Source organism: Kribbella sp. NBC_01484 (genome assembly GCF_036227145.1).
In the GTDB taxonomy this organism is placed as follows: domain Bacteria; phylum Actinomycetota; class Actinomycetes; order Propionibacteriales; family Kribbellaceae; genus Kribbella.
In genome coordinates this window covers 4,273,350-4,293,116 of the sequence record NZ_CP109437.1, presented here as the reverse complement: position 1 = coordinate 4,293,116, position 19,767 = coordinate 4,273,350, and the positions used below count along the sequence as shown (strand labels likewise).

General features: G+C 70.0%; 17 protein-coding genes. 9 read left to right on the top strand and 8 right to left on the bottom strand.

The window, feature by feature from the left end:
- From OG555_RS21025 to OG555_RS21015, 3 genes are read left to right on the top strand one after another with little or no spacing between them, the layout of a single operon-like run.
- Positions 1 to 1,986, top strand: a complete 1,986-nt coding sequence (locus OG555_RS21025; protein ID WP_329484628.1) for a neutral/alkaline non-lysosomal ceramidase N-terminal domain-containing protein — start codon at positions 1 to 3, stop codon at positions 1,984 to 1,986.
- Positions 1,937 to 2,821 (top strand): 2-oxo acid dehydrogenase subunit E2, encoded by an 885-nt coding sequence (locus OG555_RS21020; protein WP_329484627.1) that lies wholly within the window; start codon positions 1,937 to 1,939, stop codon positions 2,819 to 2,821. Before OG555_RS21025 ends, OG555_RS21020 begins: the two co-directional genes overlap by 50 nt.
- On the top strand, positions 2,808 to 4,163 hold the full coding sequence (locus tag OG555_RS21015) for a WS/DGAT/MGAT family O-acyltransferase (protein WP_329484626.1): 1,356 nt from the start codon (positions 2,808 to 2,810) through the stop codon (positions 4,161 to 4,163). Before OG555_RS21020 ends, OG555_RS21015 begins: the two co-directional genes overlap by 14 nt.
- On the opposite strand, the gene OG555_RS21010 is transcribed toward OG555_RS21015, so the two are convergent.
- Entirely contained in the window at positions 4,144 to 4,914 is a 771-nt protein-coding gene (locus OG555_RS21010; protein WP_329484625.1) for an esterase/lipase family protein, read from the bottom strand. The two genes, OG555_RS21015 and OG555_RS21010, sit on opposite strands and share 20 nt — an antisense overlap.
- A 154-nt stretch (positions 4,915 to 5,068) precedes the next feature.
- Here OG555_RS21010 and OG555_RS21005 point away from each other — a divergent pair, with 154 nt between their 5' ends.
- From OG555_RS21005 to OG555_RS20985, 5 genes are read left to right on the top strand one after another with little or no spacing between them, the layout of a single operon-like run.
- On the top strand, positions 5,069 to 6,109 hold the full coding sequence (locus OG555_RS21005) for a BtrH N-terminal domain-containing protein (protein WP_329484624.1): 1,041 nt from the start codon (positions 5,069 to 5,071) through the stop codon (positions 6,107 to 6,109).
- Between the two features lie 33 nt (positions 6,110 to 6,142).
- Complete coding sequence (locus OG555_RS21000) at positions 6,143 to 6,622, top strand: TIGR03618 family F420-dependent PPOX class oxidoreductase (protein WP_329484623.1); 480 nt, start codon at positions 6,143 to 6,145, stop codon at positions 6,620 to 6,622.
- A complete protein-coding gene (locus OG555_RS20995) occupies positions 6,619 to 7,296 on the top strand; it encodes a DsbA family oxidoreductase (protein WP_329484622.1) in 678 nt (225 codons plus the stop codon). Before OG555_RS21000 ends, OG555_RS20995 begins: the two co-directional genes overlap by 4 nt.
- A complete protein-coding gene (locus tag OG555_RS20990; RefSeq protein WP_329484621.1) occupies positions 7,293 to 8,000 on the top strand; it encodes an MBL fold metallo-hydrolase in 708 nt (235 codons plus the stop codon). Before OG555_RS20995 ends, OG555_RS20990 begins: the two co-directional genes overlap by 4 nt.
- A gap of 34 nt (positions 8,001 to 8,034) precedes the next feature.
- Entirely contained in the window at positions 8,035 to 8,961 is a 927-nt protein-coding gene (locus OG555_RS20985; protein ID WP_329484620.1) for an aldo/keto reductase, read from the top strand.
- Between the two features lie 190 nt (positions 8,962 to 9,151).
- On the opposite strand, the gene OG555_RS20980 is transcribed toward OG555_RS20985, so the two are convergent.
- A complete protein-coding gene (locus tag OG555_RS20980) occupies positions 9,152 to 10,072 on the bottom strand; it encodes a universal stress protein (protein ID WP_329484619.1) in 921 nt (306 codons plus the stop codon).
- Positions 10,073 to 10,226: 154 nt separating this feature from the next.
- On the opposite strand from OG555_RS20980, the gene OG555_RS20975 reads away from it, so the two are divergent.
- Positions 10,227 to 11,966 carry a sensor histidine kinase gene (locus tag OG555_RS20975; RefSeq protein ID WP_329484618.1) on the top strand — a complete coding sequence of 580 codons (1,740 nt, stop codon included), beginning with the start codon at positions 10,227 to 10,229 and terminating at the stop codon, positions 11,964 to 11,966.
- A gap of 40 nt (positions 11,967 to 12,006) precedes the next feature.
- Here OG555_RS20975 and OG555_RS20970 read toward each other — a convergent pair whose 3' ends face one another.
- From OG555_RS20970 to sigJ, 6 genes are all read right to left on the bottom strand, one after another.
- On the bottom strand, positions 12,007 to 13,074 hold the full coding sequence (locus OG555_RS20970; RefSeq protein WP_329484616.1) for an LLM class flavin-dependent oxidoreductase: 1,068 nt from the start codon (positions 13,072 to 13,074) through the stop codon (positions 12,007 to 12,009).
- A 54-nt stretch (positions 13,075 to 13,128) separates the two neighbouring features.
- Positions 13,129 to 15,894, bottom strand: a complete 2,766-nt coding sequence (locus OG555_RS20965) for an AAA family ATPase (RefSeq protein WP_329484615.1) — start codon at positions 15,892 to 15,894, stop codon at positions 13,129 to 13,131.
- 9 nt (positions 15,895 to 15,903) lie between these two features.
- Entirely contained in the window at positions 15,904 to 16,941 is a 1,038-nt protein-coding gene (locus OG555_RS20960) for a hypothetical protein (RefSeq protein WP_329484614.1), read from the bottom strand.
- Positions 16,938 to 17,558, bottom strand: coding sequence for a TetR/AcrR family transcriptional regulator (locus tag OG555_RS20955; RefSeq protein ID WP_329484613.1), 621 nt, complete (start codon positions 17,556 to 17,558; stop codon positions 16,938 to 16,940). The genes OG555_RS20960 and OG555_RS20955 overlap by 4 nt, the downstream gene beginning before the upstream one ends.
- Before the next feature lie 80 nt (positions 17,559 to 17,638).
- Entirely contained in the window at positions 17,639 to 18,793 is a 1,155-nt protein-coding gene (locus OG555_RS20950; protein ID WP_329484612.1) for an NAD(P)/FAD-dependent oxidoreductase, read from the bottom strand.
- 69 nt (positions 18,794 to 18,862) lie between these two features.
- Entirely contained in the window at positions 18,863 to 19,735 is an 873-nt protein-coding gene (gene sigJ / locus OG555_RS20945; RefSeq protein ID WP_329484611.1) for an RNA polymerase sigma factor SigJ, read from the bottom strand.
- Positions 19,736 to 19,767 lie beyond the last annotated feature (32 nt).

The window sequence follows — 19,767 nt, the reverse complement described above, 5'->3', positions numbered from 1 at the left end:
GTGACCGCGATCGAGTACCTGGCCGGCTGTGGCATCGCGGACATCACCGGTGAGCCGGCCGGGGCGGGCATGCTCGGGTACGGCAAGTCCTGGCAGCGCAGTGACGGGATCCAGCTGCGACTGCGGTCGCGCGCCTTCGTCATCGTGCATCCGGCGAGCGGCCGCCGGGTGCTGCTCGTCGTCAACGACCTGCCGATGATCTTCGACAGCATCCATCGCGCGGTGCTCCGCCGGCTGTCCGAGCGGTACGGCGATCTCTACACCGAGCACAACACCATGATCACCGCGACCCACACGCACAGCGGACCCGGCGGCTACTCGCATCACCGGCTGTACCACTCGAACACCGGCGGCTTCCGGCCGAAGACCTTCGCCGCGATCGTCGACGGGATCACCGAGGCGGCCGGGCTGGCCCACGACGATCTGGCACCGGCCACCCTCACCCTCGCGCACGGCGAACTGCGGGACGCCAGCGCCAACCGGTCGAAAGTTGCCTTTGACAACAACCCGGCGGCGGAGCGGGCACTGTTCCCGGACGGGATCGACCCACGGACCACGCTGCTGCGGATCGAGCGCGGCGGCGAGCCGGTCGCGGCGATCAACTGGTTCGGGGTCCACAACACCAGCATGACCAACGCCAACACCCTGATCAGCGGCGACAACAAGGGGTACGCCGCCTACCACTGGGAACGATTGGTGACCGGTGTCGACTACACCGACCGCCGGCCGGGCGACTTCGTCGTGGCCTTCGCCCAGACCAACGCCGGCGACCTGACGCCGAACCTTGACCTGCGCCCCGGTCACGGTCCGACCGCGGACGAGGTCGAGAACACCCGGCTGATCGGCCTCCGGCAGTATGAGGCCGCCGCGGCACTGATGACCTGCCCGGGCCGGACCGTGACCGGAGGAATCGACCATCGGCTCACCCATGTCGACCTCGGCACGCTCGTGGTCCGGCCCGAGTTCACCGGCGACGGGCGCGAGCACCGCACCGGCAACCCGGTCGGTGGCGCGGCCGCACTGGCCGGAAGTCATGAGGACGGCCCGGCGTTCGGCGGCTTCCAGGAAGGCCGGAATCCCTTCTGGGACGGGCTTTCCAAGCTCGTCTACACCTGCGCTCCCCGGCTTCGTGACGTCCAGGCGCCGAAGGGCATGGTGGTCGGCGGCCGTGCCCTCGACCTGCTCGGACCGTACGTCGCCCGGCGCGGGCCGATCCAGTTGCTGCGGATCGGGCCGCTGTACCTGATCGGCATCCCGGCCGAGGTGACGGTGGTCGCCGGCCTGCGCCTGCGTCGTACCGTCGCCGCCATCGTCGGCGCCGATCCCGCCGACGTGCTGGTCGCCGGCTACAGCAACGGCTACCTGCACTATGTGACCACGCCGGAGGAGTACGACACTCAGCAGTACGAGGGCGGCAGCACCTTGTTCGGGCGCTGGACGTTGCCCGGTCTACAACAGGTCGCCGCCGGTCTGGCTACTGCGATGCGGGAAGGTGTCCCAGCGCCGTACGGCGACCCCGAGCCGGATCTGAGCCATCGGCAGCGGGAGGCCCGGCCCCGGATCCCGCCCGACGTGCCCCCGCCGGGTCATCAGTTCGGCGACGTTCTCGTCGAACCACGACGGAGCTACCGCCCGGGCGATCTGGTGACGGCAGCCTTCGCCGCGGCGTACCCGAACAACGACCTGCGCCGCAACGGCACCTACCTCGAAGTGCTACGGCGTGACCGGGCCCGCTGGCGACGGGTCGCCGACGACGGCGACTGGTCGACCACGTTCCGGTGGCGTCGCGACCGGACCGGTCAGGTGGCCGTTGTCACGTGGACGGTGCCCGTTGACGCTCCGGCCGGCGAGTACCGGATCCGCTGCCACGGACAGGCCCTTCGGCCCTACTCGGGCACGTCCCAGGTGTTCAGGATCGAGACCGAGGGAGGACACCATGGAGCTGCGGGCCAGACTGCCGCGCCGGGACGGACGGCTGGTCGCTGACGTCCCCGACGAACGGGCCATCATGCCGTTCATCATGCGCGGCCGGACCGAGTCCACGGTGTACTTCGAGCAGGCCGTCGACTGCACCGCGGCCGAGGAATGGGTCCGGCGCTGGAACGCCGCCGGTGGGCCGCGGCTGAGCGTCTTCCTGCTGGTGCTGCACGCCGTGGCCCGGATGCTGCACGCGCGCCCGCGGATGAACAGGTTCATCGCGAGGCGACGGCTCTACGATCGCGACGGTGTCTACCTGTCGTTCGGCGCGAAGCGGGCGATGACCGACGACGCTCCGCTGGAGATGCTGAAGCGGCGGTTCGAGCCGGACGAGAGCCTGGCCGCGATGGTGTGCGGACTGACCGACGCGGTCGCCGGCGCGCGGTCGGGCAACGGCTCCGACGTCGACAAGGAACTCAAGCTGTTCCTGGCGCTGCCGACTCCGGTGCTGGACGTCGCCGTCAGCCTGTTCCACTGGCTCGATGCCCGCGGCGCCCTGCCGAGCGGGCTGACCCGCTCGGACCCGATGTACTCGTCGGCGGTGGTGTCCAACCTGGGCAGCCTGAAGACCGACGCCGCCTACCACCACCTGTACGAGCACGGGAACTGCCCGCTGTTCCTGGTCGTCGGCCGGATCCGGCCGACCCCGGTGGCCGAGGACGACGGTGCCGTCCGGGTCCGCGATGTGCTGCCACTGCGCTGGACCTTCGACGAGCGGATCGAGGACGGCCTGTACGCCGCCCGGTCCGCGGACTGGCTGCGCTGCGTGCTGGAAGACCCGTTCCACCACTTCGGCGCGCCGGAGGACGCCGTACGACAGGAGTCCGGCCATGCGTCAGGTTGACGACCTGGGTGCGATGTACCTGGCCGCGGAGAACAGCCGGGTGACGACGCACACCGCGGCGCTGGTCACCGTCGATCCCAGCGCGCTGCCCGACGGCCGGCTGACGGTTGGGATGGTGCGTGCCATGGTGCGCGATCGGCTGCACCTGATCGCGCCGTTCCGCTGGCGACTGGTCAGGGTGCCGCTCGGCCTCGACCGTCCCTACTGGGCCGAGACCGGCGTCGACCTCGACTTCCACGTCCGGGAGACGGCACTGCCGCCACCGGGCGACGAGGCACAACTGCGAGAGCAGGTCGCGCGGATCTTCTCGCGCCAGCTGGACCGGTCGCGCCCGCTCTGGGAGATGTACCTGATCCAAGGACTCGCGCACGGCCGTGCGGCCGTGCTGACAAAGGTTCACCACGCCGCTGCCGACGGCCGGACCGGAGCGCAGATCCTCTCCATCCTGACCGATCCGGTCCCGCATCCCGACCTGCCACCGGGTGCGGAGCAGGTCGTCACCTCACCGCCGCCGAACACCACGGCGATGCTGATCCACGGCTTGGTGGACCTCGTCCGCCAGCCGTTGCGGGCCTGGGCGGATCTCCCGGGAGTCCTGACCGGCCTGGAGGAGCAACCGATCTTCGGGGCACCGCGGACGTCGTTCAACCGGCGGGTGTCCCCGCACCGTCGGATCGGCCTCGCCACCATGACGCTGAATGACGTCAAGCGGGTCAAGAACCGCTTCACAGTGAGCGTCAACGACGTCGTCATGGCGATCGCGGCAGGCGCCCTGCGTCGCTGGCTGCTGGAACACGACGAACTACCCGCGGATCCACTGACCGCCGTCGTACCGGTATCGCTGCGCGGATCCGGCCCGAGCTCGTACGGCAACCAGCTCAGCGCGGTCGTGGTCCGGATCCCCACCGACGAACCCGAGCCGGACGGCCGGGTGAACGCCGCGCATCAGGCCATGCTCACCGCATTGCGTGATCACCGTGCAACCGCCCCGGATACGCTGGCCGACACGATCCGGCTGGTGTCGCCGGTGCTGGTCGGGCTGACCGCGCAACTGCTCACCGGCCTGAACACCTGGGCACCGCTCACGCCGGCGATGAACGTGAACATCTCGAACGTCCCCGGACCACCCGACCAGCTGTACTTCGCCGGCGCCCGGGTGGAGTCGATGGTTCCGCTGGCCGGGATCACCGACGGTCTCGGCCTGAACATCACGGTGATGAGTTACCACGGCGAGCTCACCGCGGGCATCGTCGCCGATCGCGATCAGGTGCCGGACGTCCAACGCATCGCGGACTGGATGGCGGAGGAACTGGCCGTCCTGCTCAAGCAGGTGGACGACTGACCGGCCGCAACTTCGCCAACGTCCCCGCCACGACGTAGTGAACGACGGGATCGGTCCCCATCCCGTTGTGAGTACTGCGAACCTCGACCTGCTCGGCCGCCGGGTCGAGGCACGCCCGCCAGTCCACCACCGCATCCTCGCGGGAGTACACCGACACGAAGGGCAACGACGCGGGCCAGGGCGACGTGAGCAGCGCCGACGTCCGCTCGGCGCACCCGCCGGTCAGGCAGTCGGGCGAGAGGACCCAGGGCCACGCGCAGACGTTGAGCCGGGCGATCAGATCGACCTGCGCGATCAGGGATCGGGTCGTCGGCAACTGATGCAGCAGCGGAGACGCCAAGGTGATCAGGCCGGCCACGAGGTCGGGCCGGCGGACAGCCAGCATCCGGGCGAGGGTGCCGCCCCGGCTCTGTCCGACGAGCGCGACCGGCCGGCCGGACTCGTCGGCCACCTCCTCGAGACGTCGCTCGAGCAGGTCCACCAGCATCTCGGTGCATCCGCAGTTGAGCACGAGCCCGCTGCCGAAGGTGGCGTGTCCGGCCCGGCGCAACTGCCGTGCGAGCGGAATCATCGACCAGTCACCGGCAAGGAATCCGGGCACCGTCAGCACCGGCACCTGCTCGGACTCGTGCGGGTCGACGGCCGGCACCGGCGGCGCGACCACCCGCGCGTACGTGAGCCAGCCCAGCAACTCGCGCCGGCGCCGGCCGGCCGGCGGCGTGAAGGGTTCCCAGCTCGAGACCACAGGCATCGTCGTTCACACTCCTGTCTCGAAGTGTAAATCGGCCTGAGCGGATCGAGGGCAGGCGCGATGTGGCCTTTGGTCACGGGACCTACGGCCCTGGGCCGCGCCGTGCCGCCGGAGCACGATCGTGAGCGGGACCACGGTGAGGAGGGATACGCCGATGACGCAGACGCTGCGGCCATTTCCCGCGTTCGCGACCTACCCGACCCAGCATTGTGTGACCGGGTCGCTGAAGCACATCTACGACCACCATGGCCATCCGATCTCCGAGGAGATGCTGCTCGGGCTCGGCCGTGGGCTCGGTTTCGTCTACTTCCACTTCAAGGACACCGATCCCTTCTACGGCGGCCGCGCCAACCACGCGAGCCCTCGAGAGGAAGGGCTGGAGAAGACCGCCGGCCGGCGCACCGGAGTCCTCGTGGAGTCCCACGCCACGACGAGTCCACGGGTCGCCGAGACCAAGCTGCGGGAGCTTCTCGACGCGGGCGAACCGGTCCTCGTGTACCTGGACATGGGCTTCCTGCCGTACTTCGACCTGCCCGCGGGCTACCACTTCGGTGGACATGTCGTGGTGGTGGCCGGCTACGACCCGGAGACCGGCCAGGTGCTCGTCGCCGACCGGGATCAGGAGTTGCACCCGGTCGACCGGGACGTGCTCGAGAAGGCGCGCGGCTCGGAGTTCAAGCCGTTCCCGCCGCGGCACACCTGGTACACCTTCGACTTCGCCGGTGCGCGGGACCCGGCGCCGGCCGAGATCGCGGCGGCGATCGACGAGGTCTGCCGCGGGATGCTGTCGCCGCCGATCGCGAACTTCGGCGTGCCCGGGATCCGGAAGGCGATCCGCGAGACCGTGCGCTGGCCCGACGTACTCGCGCCCGACGCACTGCGCCGTACGTGCTTCAGTACCGCGATGTTCATCGACCGTCGCGGCGGTACCGGCGGCGGCATCTTCCGCTATCTGTACGCGCGCTTCCTCGCCGAGGCGGCCGCGATCACCAGCGAGCCGCGGCTGGCCGTTCTGGGCACCGAGCTGACCGCAATCGGCGACCGCTGGGAGGAGGTCGCCGCGGCGTTCTCGCTGGCGGCGCAGGCCGGCGACCCCGCAGACCTGCTGACGGCGGCGATCCGCCCGATGAGCGACATCGCCGACCTGGAGCAGGACTTCTGGCAGCGCCTCGGCACTGTGAGGCCCTCGTCTTGATAAAACGGACCGCGGTCCGGTAACGTCCTGGGTATGGACATGGATCGAGGGCTCGACCTTGTTTCCGAGCTCGGCCGGCAGGATCACTGGCTGGCCGTGCTCGTTACCCGTCGCCGCTCTGGTGAGCCGGCCACCTCGGTGGTGAACGCCGGGGTGCTGGAGCATCCGCTCACCGGCGAGCGGGTTGTGGCGTTCGTCGCGCGCGGACGGACGGCGAAGCTCGCCAATCTGCGCCGCGACCCGCAAGCCACGTTGGTGTTTCGCGCGGGCTGGGAGTGGGTCGGGGTCACCGGACCGGTCGAGCTCGCCGGACCGGACGACGCCCTGCCCGGCCTCGACGCGGAGCAGTTGCGGTTGTTCTTGCGCGACATCTACCACGCTGCCGGCGGCAACCACCCGGATCTCGACGAATACGACCGCGCCATGGCGGCAGATCGCCGTACGGCGGTTCTGCTCAGGCCGGAGCGGTTCACCAGCAACCCGGCGGGCGCCGATCACGAGGAGGACGAATGACCGCGACGACGGCCGCACCGGGGACGATCCAGGTCTGGTCGGACCTGCTCTGCCCGTTCGCCCATGTCGCGATTCATCGGCTTCGGGCGGCGCGGGCGCGGCTCGGGCTCGATGATCAGGTGCGACTCGACCATCACACGTTCGCGCTCGAGCTGTTCAACGGGCCGCATTCCCGGCCGGGCACCGACAGCGAGGCGGTCGGCCTTGGCCAGTTGGAGCCGGAGGCAGGTTTCCGGCTGTGGACGAAGCCGGACTGGACGTATCCCTCGACAGTGTTGCTCGCCGCCGAGGCCGTGCACGCGGCCAAGGAGCAGGGGCTGCGGCAGTCGGAGGATCTCGACCACGCGCTGCGGCGGGCGTTCTGGCTGGAGTCGCGGTCGATCGGGCATCGCCAGGTCATCCTCGATGTCGCCGCGGAGGTGGACACGGTCGACAGTGTTGCGCTGGGCGCGGCTCTCGACGATGGTCGGGCCCGGTCCGCGGTCATGGCCGACCACGCGGTCGCCGTGACGGACGCCGTACAAGGAAGTCCGCACCTGTTCCTGCCGGACGGGAGCGGTGTCCACAACCCCGGCATCACGGTGCATTGGGTCGGGCCGTGGGCGTCCGGCTATCCCGTTGCCCAGGACAACGATCCCGGCTGGGCCGACCGGTTGCTGAAGCAGGTCGCGTGATCGACGAGGCCAACGGGGTGGAGCTTCGGCGCATCGTGGTGGGTTACCTGGACACCAATTGCTGGGTGGTGAGACCACTCGGCGGCCGCGAGGCGCTGATCGTCGATCCCGGTGACGAACCGCGCCGGATCGCCGCGGCGGTGTCCGATCTCGACGTGACCGGCATCGTGATCACTCATGCCCACGCCGACCACGTCCTCGCTGTCGCCGCGCTGGCCGGGGAGTTCGGCGTACCGATCGTCGGTCACCCGGACGAAGCCCGGGTCTGGGCTGCCGAGCTCGACTACCTCGCCCAGCACGGCCATTTGGACGCCGGCACCGCGACACCCGATTTCGTTGCTAGCGGCAACCTCCCGCGACCGTCCCCGGACCTGCGACTCTGGGACGGTCAGCTGGATCACTACAGCAGCAGGCTCTCCGTGGGTCCGTTGACGGTCGAACTGCTGCACACTCCCGGCCACACCCCAGGCAGCCTGTGTCTCAGCCTTCCCGGTCACCTACTCAGCGGCGACACCCTGTTCCCCGGCGGCCCCGGCCTCACCGGTCCCCAATGGCCGCTGTCCGACTTCACCGCGATCATCGCCTCGGTCCAGCGTCTGCTCGAGCTGCCGCCCGACACGGTGGTCCATCCCGGCCACGGCTCCGACACCACCGTCGCCGCCGAACGTCCCCACCTCGACGCCTGGCGGGCCCGCGGCTGGTAGACAGTCCTGGTATCGATCTCACCAGGAGGCAGTAGTGGAGACCGTCGAGTTGACCGGGGCCGGAATGGTCGTGTCGCGGATTGTGCTGGGGCTGATGCGGATCAAGCAGCTCAGCGACGGCGAGATCCGCGAGCTCGTCGGCGCGGCGCGGGACGCCGGGGTGACGATGTTCGATCACGCGGACATCTACGGCGGCCCGCACGGCTGCGAGCAGCGGTACGGCGAGGCCCAGCCGGTCCCGAGTTCGGAGCGGGACCAGGTGACCATCCAGTCCAAGGTGGGCATCCGGGCCGGCTTCTTCGACTCGTCCCGCGCGCACATCGTGTCGAGCGTCGAGCAGTCCCTGGCGGCGCTGCGGACCGACTACCTGGACCTGTTGCTGATCCACCGCCCGGACACGCTGGTCGAACCTGACGAGGTCGCCGCCGCGTTCGACGAACTCCACGCCGGCGGCAAGGTCGCGGCGTTCGGCGTCTCGAACCACACGCCCGCGCAGCTGGAGCTGCTGGCCAGGTCGGTCCGGCAACCACTCGTCGTCAACCAGCTGCAGTTCAGCGTGGCGAACGCCGCGCTCGTCGCGCAGGGCCTGGCCGCCAACATCACCGGCCTCGACCAGTCCGCCGACCGCGATCTCGGCGTCCTCGACTACAGCCGGCTGAAGGACATCACCATCCAGACCTGGGGATCCCTCCAGAAGCCGCCGCCGGGTGGGGTGTTCCTCGGCGACCGGGAGAACTACCCCGACCTCAACGACGCCCTCGACCAACTCGCCCACGACCACGGCACCACACCCACCGCGATCGCCGTCGCCTGGATCGCCCGCCACCCCGCCCGCATGCAGATCGTCGTCGGCACCACGAACCCCGCCCGCCTCCGCGAAGCCGCCGCGGGCGCGACCGTCGACCTCACTCGCGAGGAGTGGTACCGCTTGTTCACCGCCGCCGGTCACACGCTCCCGTAACAAATCCGCGCCGCCGGGCATCTGGTCAAGCAGAGGCCAAGGATGGTGCGAGATGTTCAAGGCAATCATCCAGTCGCTCGGCAAGGTCCCCGCCACCTTCGGCGACGACGTCTACTTCCGCGGCAAGGACCCGGGCGCCCCACTCACCGGCGAGTGACTCCGACTGTCCCCCGCGGACGGCGCGTGTCTCTCAGGTGATCGGAGCGAAGGTGTCGAGCCGGCCGGGGATCTCCCGGCGCTGCTGGTCGCGCTCGGCCGATGTGACGTGGTGGGCCACGATGGCGACCGGGCAGGGCAGCTCCGCGATGGTCCGGCGGGCGACGGGATCGCCGATGGGCAGCGGACCGGCGTGCGCGCCGACGATGATCAGGGCGGCGTGTTCACTCTCCCTGGCCAGCGCGGCCACGACCGGCCGGGTCGTGAGGAGGCGGGTGACCTTCACCTGCGGGAACTCCTCGTCCCATCCGGCCAGCGTCTCGGCGACCGTCAGGCCGGCACGCTCCGTCCAGGCGTCGTCGGCCGGCAGTCGATAGGGCAGGTGGTGGGAGTGGACCACCGTCAGCCCGGCGCGGCGGTCCGCGGCGGTCCGGAAGGCGAACTCGACGGCCGCGAGCGACAACGGTGTGCCGTCGATCCCCACAGCGATGCTGTGCTCGGCCGGATTCGACTTCCAAGGGGTCGGGACCACGATCACCGGGCACCGCAAATGTCCGGCCAGGGCGAGGTTGCCCTGCGCGGAGATCAGTGCGGCCGGTCCGTTGTCGTGGTCTCGCCCGACCACCAGGACCCGGGCCTCGCGAGCGGCCGTTCGCAGGACCTTGAGGCGCGACCCTTCCATCGCAATGTTCTTGATCACCAGGTCTCGGCCGTACCGGCGCCTCACCTGGTCGGCCGCATCCCGCAGCGCCGCCGCCGCGTCCTCCGAAGGCGATGCCTGCTGATGCGGAGGCGTCATCGGCGGGTAGGTGCCGTAGTTGTAGAACGGCGCGACGAGGACCAGGTCGGCGCCGGCATGAAGCGCGTCCTGAGCGGCGTAGTCGACTACGCGCAGCCCATCGCTGCTGCCGTCGACCTCGACCACGACCGGTCCGGTCCGTGTCCAGCTGTTCATCCTGCCTCCTCCCGGCTATCTAGAGCCTGTTCCGTCAGGAGCGCGCAGCGCAGAGTCGTCCGGCCCTCGGCGCAGGGGCCGGACGGCATGTTCGACCGGGCTCCGGCCGCTGCGAGCGACTCGCGGGGATTGACGGTCTACGTAGTGTGGGTACATGACCCACCCGGTGGCCGGCGGTCGGCATACGTGGGACGAAGGCGCCCTAGAGTTCACCGGGTTGTCCCGGGTGCGGCTCGACGCATTGCTCCAGGAACTTCTGGTCCGGGTCGACGAGATCCTGGCCTCCCAGGAGCGCCTGCGCGCGTTGCTCGACGCTGTCGTGGGGATCGGTGCGGATCTGGATCTGAACAGCACGCTGGACCGGATCGTCGCCGCGGCCTGTGAGCTGGTCGGCGCCCGCTACGGTGCGCTCGGCGTCGTGCGGCGTGACGGCGAACGACTCTCGCGGTTCATCACCCGCGGCATCGCCGCGGACCAGATCGCCGAGATCGGCCCCTACCCGGAAGGGCACGGGATTCTCGGACTGCTGATCGAACATCCCGAGGCACTGCGGCTGGACGACCTGTCCGAGCATCCGCAGTCCTACGGATTCCCCGCCAATCATCCGCCGATGAAGAGCTTCCTCGGTGTACCGATCCGGAGCGGGGATCGCATCTTCGGCAACCTGTACCTGACGGAGAAGGCCGAAGGCGCCGACTTCACCGACGACGACGAACACGCGGTGACGGCACTGGCCGCGGCGGCCGGAGTGGTGATCGACAATGCCCGCCTGTACGCCGACACCGAACGCCGACGCCGCTGGCACGAGGTGACCGCCGAGATCACCCAGCTGATGCTGGACGACTTCGACCCCCAGGAGGCGCTGCAGCTGATCGCGAGCCGCGCTCGCGAGGTGTCTCGCTCGCTGGTAGGGGTGATCCTGCTGGTCGATGGCGATGATCTGGTCGTCCAGGCCGTCGATTCTCCACCGGACTTCCAGCGCTACATCGGCCGCCGTTTCCCGGCGAACCTGCCGGTGCTGGCCGACGCGCTCCAGGGTGATGAGCAGGTCGTGATCGAGGACGTCGCCGAGCTGGCGAAGGAGGCCGGTCTGCTGACGGAGGTACCGGAGCTCGAACTGGTCGGCCGCACCATCCTCGCGCCCCTCCCACCAGGCAGCCACAGCACCGGTGGTCTCCTCGCCGTCGCAGCCGCCCAGGGCGCGGTGCTGGGGGTGACGCCGGGCACCGATCTGGTGCGGATGTTCGCCAACCAGGTCACTCTGGCCCTCGACCGCAAACAGGCCCAGCGCGATCAGTCGACGCTCGCCGTCCTGGAGGACCGCGACCGCATCGCGCGGGACCTGCACGACCTGGTCATTCAGCGGCTCTTCGCCACCGGTCTGCAACTGCAGGGCATGCACCGGCTGGTCGGTCCCGACGCCCAGCAACGGATCAGCCGCGCGGTCGAGGACATCGACTCCACCATCCATGACCTGCGCGGCGCGATCTTCGAACTTCACCACCAGCCCGACCAGAGCTCGTTGCGCGCCGACGTCTACGCACTGGTCAACGACTACACCCAACCGCTCGGCTTCCGTCCACACCTCACCTGCACCGGCCCGATCGACACCGCCATACCGGACGACGCCCGGCCCCAGATCCTTGCGACGCTGCGGGAATCGCTGTCGAACGTCGTACGCCACGCCCAGGCCTCCGACGTCAGAGTCGACCTGACCGTGACGGGCCAGGGCGCGACACTTCGGGTCGCCGACAATGGCATCGGCATCTCCGCGGCCGGCCGGCGAAGCGGACTCCAGAACCTCGAGGACCGCGCCACTGCCGTCGGCGGATCAATCGAGGTCACACCGAACCACCCGCACGGTACGGTGGTCGAACTTCACGCCCCGCTGTGAACCACCAGACGTCCCGTAACCCCGGCCGAGGCAAGGACGTCTACTTCGGCTGGGTGGACTGGAAGGCGGGCATCACGTCCCGGGCGAAGAGGCGCATCTGGTCGATCAGTTCGTCGACCGTGGTGCCGACGAACAGGGTCGCGCAGAAATGCTCCAGCCCGGCCTCGCGGTAGGCCTCGACCTTGGCGCACACCTCGTCCGGCGTACCGATCAGGTTCGCGTCGAAGTAGGCGTCCAGGCTTATCCCTTTGGTCATCGTCGTACCGAGCGACCTGCGGAACAGGTCGAACGCGGACCGTTCGAACCGCTCGCGAACTTGATCCCGGGTGTCGCCCAGGCAGACGACCGACTGCAGCGCGGTGACGATCTCCGACGGGTCACGTCCGGCCGCGCGGGCGTACGCCGCGACCTTCTCCCGCCCGGCGCGAATCTTGTCCGGGCCGACCTTCGCCGGAAGCCAGCCGTCGCACAGTTCACCCGCGCGGCGCAGCGAGCCCTCCACGTTGCCGCCGGAGTAGATCGGCAACGGGTTCTGCACCGGCTTCGGATACGACTCCACGTCGTCGAAGCGCCGATACTTGCCGGCGTACGAGAAGCGCCGGTCGTTCCACAGGCCCCGGAGCGCTTCGATGCCCTCCGCGGCCACCACGGCCCGCGAGGCATCGGCGAGGTCGGGGACAACGCCCTCGAACTCGTCGCGATACCCGCCGACCGCGACCCCGAGGATCACCCGGCCGTTGCTGAGCTGGTCGAGCGTGGCGACCTGCTTCGCGAGCAGGACCGGATCACGCATCGGCAGGACCAGGATTCCGGTGGTGAGCCGGATCACCGACGTCCTGGCAGCGATGTTCGACAAGGTGATCAACGGCTCGTAGAAGTCCGGCGGCTCCGTCCATGCCTCCCGGATGAAGCGCATGGTGCTCAGGTGATCGTTGCCGCCGACGTCGTAGTACCCGAGCTGCTCGGCCTCCAGCGCTACCCGGATCACGTCTTGAGCAGTCGCGAACGGGGTTGGATACATCATCCCGGCCAGGCAGGTGGGGGTTTCGACTCCGAACTTCAGGGACCGGACTTCTGTCGTCGCCGGCTGTTCTGGGCTTCTCCGCATGGTTGAGACGCTAGGGATCCGGTCGCTCGGAGGCATCTGCCGGATGACTGGTCCTCAGTCGTCCGGCGGCGTGTCGAGAGGCAAGTGGGTGAGTTCGATCCGGGACCGGATCGACAGCTTCCGGTAGACCTTCTGAAGGTGGTAGGCGACCGTGCGAGGGCTCAGGAAGAGCCGGGCGCCGATCTCCCGGTTGTTCGCCCCCTGCCGAGCCAACCGGACGACCTGCACTTCCTGTGGGGTGAGACTGTCGAGCAGCGGAGCTCGCACCGCACGGCCGGTGACCCCCGCTGCCCTGAGCTCGCTCGCGGCTCGATCGCTCCATGGCGCCGCACCGAGCTGATCGAACGTGCCGGCGGCGGCCCGCAACGGGATCCTGGCCTCGGCAGGACGACGTTGCCGTCGCAGCCATTCGCCGTACAGAAGCTGGGTTCGTGCTCGGTCGAACGGTCTGGGCTGACCCCCGCGGGTCGCTGCGTCGTGCATCTCCAGCGCCTGTTGGTACAGCTTGCCCGTGGTCGTGTCGTCGTCGGCCAGGAGTGCACGGCAGCGCAGCTCGACCGCACGAGCGGCGGGCCGGCCGCTGTCGGTCGCCCACGCGCTGAGCCGGGCCAGCCGGTCGATGACGTCCTCACGACGATCGATCCGGGCCGCTGCCTCGATGAGGTCGGGCATCTGCCGAACCGAGATCAACGGGTGCTCGGCCGTCCTGGTTTCCTGGAAGATCGGCAACTCCAGCGCTTCCTCGGGCCGGCCGCGACCGAGATCGCACAGGCACAGCGCCCACCGGCCGATCGCCACCACCGGCGCCACCCGGTGCACCTCGGCGTGGCCCAGCGCGTGGCTCGCCAGGTGCCGACAGCGTTCCGCATCGCCGGTCACCGCTTCCAGCCAGGCGAGCAGCGCCTCGAAGTGGCAGGTCCGGTTCTGCTGTCCGAGCACGGTCGACAACTCCAGGCCTTCGGTCGCGTTCGCCCGGGCATAGCGGTAGCGGCCGGTCAGCAGCTCGACAGTGGCCAGGATCTGCAGTGACAGCACGAGCAGACCGAGCTGACCGCTTGTCCGGCAGACTCGCACCGCGGTTTCGGCCGCGACGAGCGCCGCGTCGTCATCGGCCAGCGACAGGTCGGCGGCCGCTTGCAGCACCAACTCCGCCGGTGAGCGGCTCTCGGCAGCTGCGTCGTACGACGCCGGGAGGCCAAGCGGCTCGCCTCCGGTCAGGACCTCGAGCCGATCCGACAACTCGAGCACCACGCGCACAGCCGACCGCGTCGGGCTGCCGGCCGGAAGGTGCAGGGTATGCAGCTCACGGACGGCCTCCCGCGACCAGCCGCGGTCGTTGGCGAACCAGGCATTCCGCACCGCGTCGACCAGCAGCAGGGCTGCGAGTTCGGGGTCCGCAGCGGCGATCTCGCCGATATCCATCAGCAGCAGCGTGTGCGTCGTCATGGGCGAGCCGCTGTCGAAGCTGATGCTCGCGCTGACCCGGCGGTTGCGAGCCCGCAGCAGCGGATCGGTGGACAGCCGGTCCGACTGGACAACGAGTCGTTCGGCGCGGCCGGGCTGCCCGGCGAGGTTCGCGGCCTGTGCCGCCGCGGACAGGCGGCTCGCGCGCTCGCTCGTCGATTCGGTCAACCAGGCTGCCTTCTCGAAGGCAGTGGACGCGGTGCCCGGCCCGCCACGCTGCAAGGCCCGCTGCGCGCAGCGGTCGAGCTCCGCCGCAATCCGCTCATCGGGGCCGGTGACGGTCGCCGCAAGATGCCAGGCTCGCCGATCGGGCTCGAGTTCCGGGTCCAGCACGCCCGCAAGCCTGCGATGCGCGTCGATACGATCGCTCACCCTGGCTGCGTTGTAGACCGCCGCGCGCAGCAATGGATGGCGGAACACGATCCGCCGGCCGCTGACAGCATCCTCGGTCCGTACCAAACCGGCAGCCTCAGCCGGCTGAAGGGATGCCGGATCCAGGCCGCACCGGCGGGCCGCTCGCAGTACGACCGCGAGGTCACAACTCTCCTCCGCCGCACTGAGGAGGAGGATGGCCCTGGTCGACTCAGGCAGCTTGTGCAGTTGGCCCTGATAGATCGCCTGCAGCCGCTCGGGCAATGGCAGCGGCCCGGCAAGTGGCTCGATCCCGGCTCGCTGTGCGGGAGACAATGCGGCCGGGAGCTCCGTCAGCGCCAGCGGGTTCGCCGAGGTCTCCTCGATCACGCGCCGGATCACGTCGCCGGTCAGGTCGGGATGACGCTGCGCCAGCAGTGCGGTCGCGGCGGCGCTGTCGAGACCGGCCAGCCTGACCTCAGGCGCGGCCGGAAACCAGACCGTCTCCTGATCCCGAACGGCGAACAGCAGCCCGATCCGCTCGGCCACCAGCCGACCTGCGACGAACCGCAGCGTGTCGGCCGATGGTTCGTCCAGCCACTGAGCATCGTCGATCAGGCAGAGCAGCGGACGCTCTTCCACGGCCTCGGACAACAGGGTCAGCGCACCGAGTCCCACCAGCATCCGGTCCACCTCGCCGGAGGGGATCACACCGAAGGCACCACGCAGCGCCAGTGCCTGCGGCTCCGGCAGATCGTCGACGCGATCGAGCAGCGGGCGGAGGAGCTGGTAGAGGCCGGCGAAGGGCAGCTCGGCCTCGCTCTGTACGCCGTACCCGCGAAGCACCTGTACGTCGTCGCCACCGCAGCCGGCGGCGTGGTCCAGCAGCACGGACCTGCCGGAGCCGACCTCGCCACGAATCACCAGGTGGCCCGGAACTCCGTCCACCAGGTCCGCGACCAAGCGATCGATCCGTTGCAGCTCCCGGCTCCGGCCGAACAACATGATCGAAACCTACTGTGCCGCGGTCCGGGCCGGCTCGCCGCCGAGCGGGAGGGCTGCGGATGAGCGTCGTACGCGCGTGGCGAGGTGCTGCCGGAACGCGCCGAGCGAGAAGAGCGCGAGTCCGCCGAGGCACCAGACGCCCAGGACGATCAGCGGCCGCCCGGCGTCGGCGCCGTCGAAGAAGGCCACGGACCGCAGCGCCGAACCCGTCGCGCCGGGCGGCAGGAGCTGACCGAAGGCGCCCCAGCCCGCCGGCAGCAGCTCCGGCGCACTGGCGAGGCCGGACAAGGGATTGCCGACCAGCAGCAGGAACGCCGCTCCGGGACCGAACGACCGCAGCCCGCCGAGCCGCGCCAGGCCGAGCAACGTGAACACGATCGATCCGATGCCGAGGGCAACTACGCCGGCGTTCGCCCAGAACTCTCCGGTCAGAGCTCCGAGCCAGTACTGGTCGACCGTTGTCAGGGCGAGTCCGCCGAGGATGCAGAACGCCGTACCTGCGGCCAGTCGCTTCACCGGGGACCGCAGCAACCGCGACAGTCCCAGGCTTCCGGCGATTCCACCCAGGAGAAGGGGGAACGCGCCCGCCGACAGACCTCCGCCCCGAGGGTCGTCGGCCGGAGCGGGTACGACGTCGGTGACCTGCGGCGGGCCGGCCCTGGTACCGCCGAGCCGGTCGGCGAGCTGTGAGAGCAGTTGGGCAACCGCGGGGCTGGCCGCGCTGGCGGTGAGCACCTCGGTCCCACTCGGCTCGACGAGGATCGCGCCGTACGCGTCCCGGCCCGCGATCGCCGTCGTCGCTGCCTTGCGGTCGGAGACCACGGTCGGCTCGAACACCCCCGGTGCGTCGAGTTGGAGCGTCATGAGAACGAATCTGGTGGCCTCCGCGGATCCGGCCACGACGATCGGCACGTCTCTGGGCTGGGACCGTACGGCGGGCCAGGTGAAGGCGATGAGGACAACGGTCAGGGCGCAGACCAAGAGTGCGACGACCGCTGGGATCTTGGGCTGGCCGGGCAGTGCGGCGTGGCGGCCGTGGACGGTCATGACATACCTCCTGACTCCTGAGCGAGTGAGGGTGCGAGCACCGCCTGGAGACCGCTCTGCAGGGTCTGTGCGGTGACATCCGGCAGCATCACGCGCTGCAGGAAGAAGCCCGGCAGCAGCGCCATCATCGCCGCGCCGACCGCCTCGGCGGGAACGTCGGCTGCGAGCCGTTCCTCGCGGCGGTAACCGCGGGCCAGGCGGGTGAAGGCCTCGCGGATCAACGACAGCTGGGCCTGCACCAGGACCGCGAGCTCGGGCGAGCGGGCCGCCTCACCCCAGACCTGGAGGGCGAGGCGGGCCACGTCCATCGCGTCGTCGTGGTTCTGCAAGACGGTGAAGATCTCGCCGATCACCTGGTCCAGCGGGGGCAGCGGAGTCCGGTGCATCATCAGCTCGATGGTGTCGGCGACCGCGGCGAGGTTCTCCCGGGCGATGGCGGTGACCAGGTCGTTCTTCTTCGGGAAGTAGTGGTACACCGCGCCCGCCGACAGCTCGGCCTCCCGGACCACGTCACGCATGGAGGTGGCGTGGAAACCCTTACGGATGAAGCAGGCGCGCGCCGCCGCGAGGACTTCGCGGCGGCGCTGTTCGAGGTACTCCTCGGATACTCGTGGCATGTCTGGAAAAATATCGGTCGGACGACCGGTTTACTAGGAATCCGGACGAAGACTGGTCACTTGACGGATGCCGGCCGGCCTCACGCGGCCGGCGCGTCCTGCTCCTCGTCGCGAGGGAAGAAGGGCAGCTCGAGGTAGACGCGATCGGCGGCGGCGAGGATCTTCGCGGCGTCGTCGACCGGCGGGTGGATGGCCTGGTTGATGCCCTTCTTGACGGCCCCTCCCTCAGCGCCCGACGCCATCACCCTGCGATCCCAGCCCCGGGTGAAGACCCCACCGGCACCGCCGAGGTCCAGGCAGGTGACGTACGGACCTGGGGTGAAGTCGCGCAGCGGCAGGTCGAGCAGGTCGGCCGCCGCGTTGTACCCGGCGACCTTGCCGAGCGGAGTGGCGTGCTGGCAGGCCTGCATGACCGTGTGCTCGGCGTCGAACGCCGCCGCGGCCGTGTCCCCGGCGACGAACACCGCGGGAAGAGCACGCAGCCGGTGGTCCACCGGCACCCGGCCGAGGTCGTCGAGCTCGGCGGAGATCTGACGGGTCAGCTCGCTGGCCCGCATCCCCACGGACCAGACGACGGCGTCCGCCTCGACCCGGCTGCCGTCGGACAGTACGGCGTACCCGTCGCCGACCTCGGTCACGGTCGTCGCGAGCCGTCGTTCGACGCCCAGTTCGTCGAGCGCGGCCTCGATCACCTCGCGCGGTCCCGGGCCGAGCTGCGCTCCGACGACGTCCGACTGGTCCACCAGCAGCACCCGGCCGCGGGCGGCCAGTTCGGTCGCGGCCTCCAGGCCGACGAACCCGGCGCCGACGACCACGACGGAGTAATCATCGCGGTCGCGCAGCCGGCCGGTGAGCCGCCGGGCGCCGTCCAGGGTGTCGATGTCGAAGAGCCGTTCCGCGCCGGGCAGACCCTCGGGCTGAACGAGCTTGCTGCCCGCCGCCAGCACCAGCCGGTCGTAGCCGATCTCGTTGCCGTCGGCCACCACTACGCGGCGCTCGGTGTCGATCGTGCTGACCGACGCCCGCACGTGCTCGACGCCGATCGGGTCGAGGATCCGGCGGAGTTCCACCGTGGCCAGCTCCGGCTCCGGTTCGTACAGGCGAGGGCGTAGTACCAGCTGCTCGTTCGGCGCGATGAGCGTGATGCGCAGGTCCGCGTCGCCGCCTGCGAGGGCTGCGCCCGCCGCGCTCCACACACCCGCGAAACCGCCCCCGATGATCACAACGTGTGCCACTTTCTCGTCCTCTCCCAGCCTCGCTCCCCCCGCGGATCGGGGGTTCGGCAGGGAGACAACACGGCGGCGTCAGATGTGACCGAGCTGAGCCAGCTTGTCGGGATTGACCAGTCGCCGGAACGCCGTGATCCGCCCGCCGGCGAGCTCCACGGTGTCGAGCCAGACGATCCTGCCGCCGCGGTACGTCGCCAGCGCCGGCTGCCCGTTCACCTCGATGATCCGGGACTCGTCCGGACGCCTGAGCTCGATCTGCCTGGCCGTCAGCAGCGCGATCGTCTCGGCACCGGTGACCAGCTTCCGTGCGGCGGTCACCTTGCCACCGCCGTCGGCGGTGTAGACGGCCTCGGGGTCGAGCAACGCGACCAGCCCGGCCATGTCGCCGGCGTCGGCCGCTGCTTTGAATGCCTGAAGCACCCGTTCGGTCTCGGCCCTGGATGCCCGGGGCCGCTCCTCGACCGCGGCGACCCGCGCCCGCGCGCGGGAGGCGAGCTTGCGGCTGGCGGCAGGCGTCGAGCCGAGCACCTCGGCGATCCGGCCGAACGGGAGGTCGAAGACGTCGTGGAGCACCAGTGCGACGCGTTCGGCGGGGGTCAGCGTCTCCATCACCACGAGCATCGCGGTGCTCACCGACTCGTCCGTGAGCACCTGGTCGGCGGTGTCCGGCCCGGTCAGCAGCGGTTCGGGCAACCAGGGTCCGACGTAGGACTCACGCCGTACGCGCGCCGACTTCAGCACGTTGTACGACGTCCGGGCGGCCAGCGTGACCAGCCAGGCCCGCAGGTCGCGCACCTCGGACAGGTCGGCGTCAGCGGCCCGCAACCAGACGTCCTGCGTCACGTCCTCGGCCTCGGTCACGGTCCCGAGAATCCGGTACGCCGCCCCGAAGACCGCCGGCCGATGCGACACCCAGTCCGCTTCCGCCAACGTGCCGGTCAGGTCCACCCTCGACCTCCTGCCCCCGCTCAGACCAATAG

Bases quoted from the DNA above. Each gene is read 5' to 3' on its own strand.
- OG555_RS21020 (WP_329484627.1), top strand. From the start codon at position 1,937: ATGGAGCTGCGGGCCAGACTGCCGCGCCGGGACGGACGGCTGGTCGCT.
- OG555_RS21015 (WP_329484626.1), top strand. From the start codon at position 2,808: ATGCGTCAGGTTGACGACCTGGGTGCGATGTACCTGGCCGCGGAGAAC.
- OG555_RS21010 (WP_329484625.1), bottom strand. From the start codon at position 4,914: ATGCCTGTGGTCTCGAGCTGGGAACCCTTCACGCCGCCGGCCGGCCGG.
- OG555_RS21005 (WP_329484624.1), top strand. From the start codon at position 5,069: ATGACGCAGACGCTGCGGCCATTTCCCGCGTTCGCGACCTACCCGACC.
- OG555_RS21000 (WP_329484623.1), top strand. From the start codon at position 6,143: ATGGACATGGATCGAGGGCTCGACCTTGTTTCCGAGCTCGGCCGGCAG.
- OG555_RS20995 (WP_329484622.1), top strand. From the start codon at position 6,619: ATGACCGCGACGACGGCCGCACCGGGGACGATCCAGGTCTGGTCGGAC.
- OG555_RS20980 (WP_329484619.1), bottom strand. From the start codon at position 10,072: ATGAACAGCTGGACACGGACCGGACCGGTCGTGGTCGAGGTCGACGGC.
- OG555_RS20975 (WP_329484618.1), top strand. From the start codon at position 10,227: ATGACCCACCCGGTGGCCGGCGGTCGGCATACGTGGGACGAAGGCGCC.
- OG555_RS20970 (WP_329484616.1), bottom strand. From the start codon at position 13,074: ATGCGGAGAAGCCCAGAACAGCCGGCGACGACAGAAGTCCGGTCCCTG.
- OG555_RS20965 (WP_329484615.1), bottom strand. From the start codon at position 15,894: ATGTTGTTCGGCCGGAGCCGGGAGCTGCAACGGATCGATCGCTTGGTC.
- OG555_RS20960 (WP_329484614.1), bottom strand. From the start codon at position 16,941: ATGACCGTCCACGGCCGCCACGCCGCACTGCCCGGCCAGCCCAAGATC.
- OG555_RS20955 (WP_329484613.1), bottom strand. From the start codon at position 17,558: ATGCCACGAGTATCCGAGGAGTACCTCGAACAGCGCCGCCGCGAAGTC.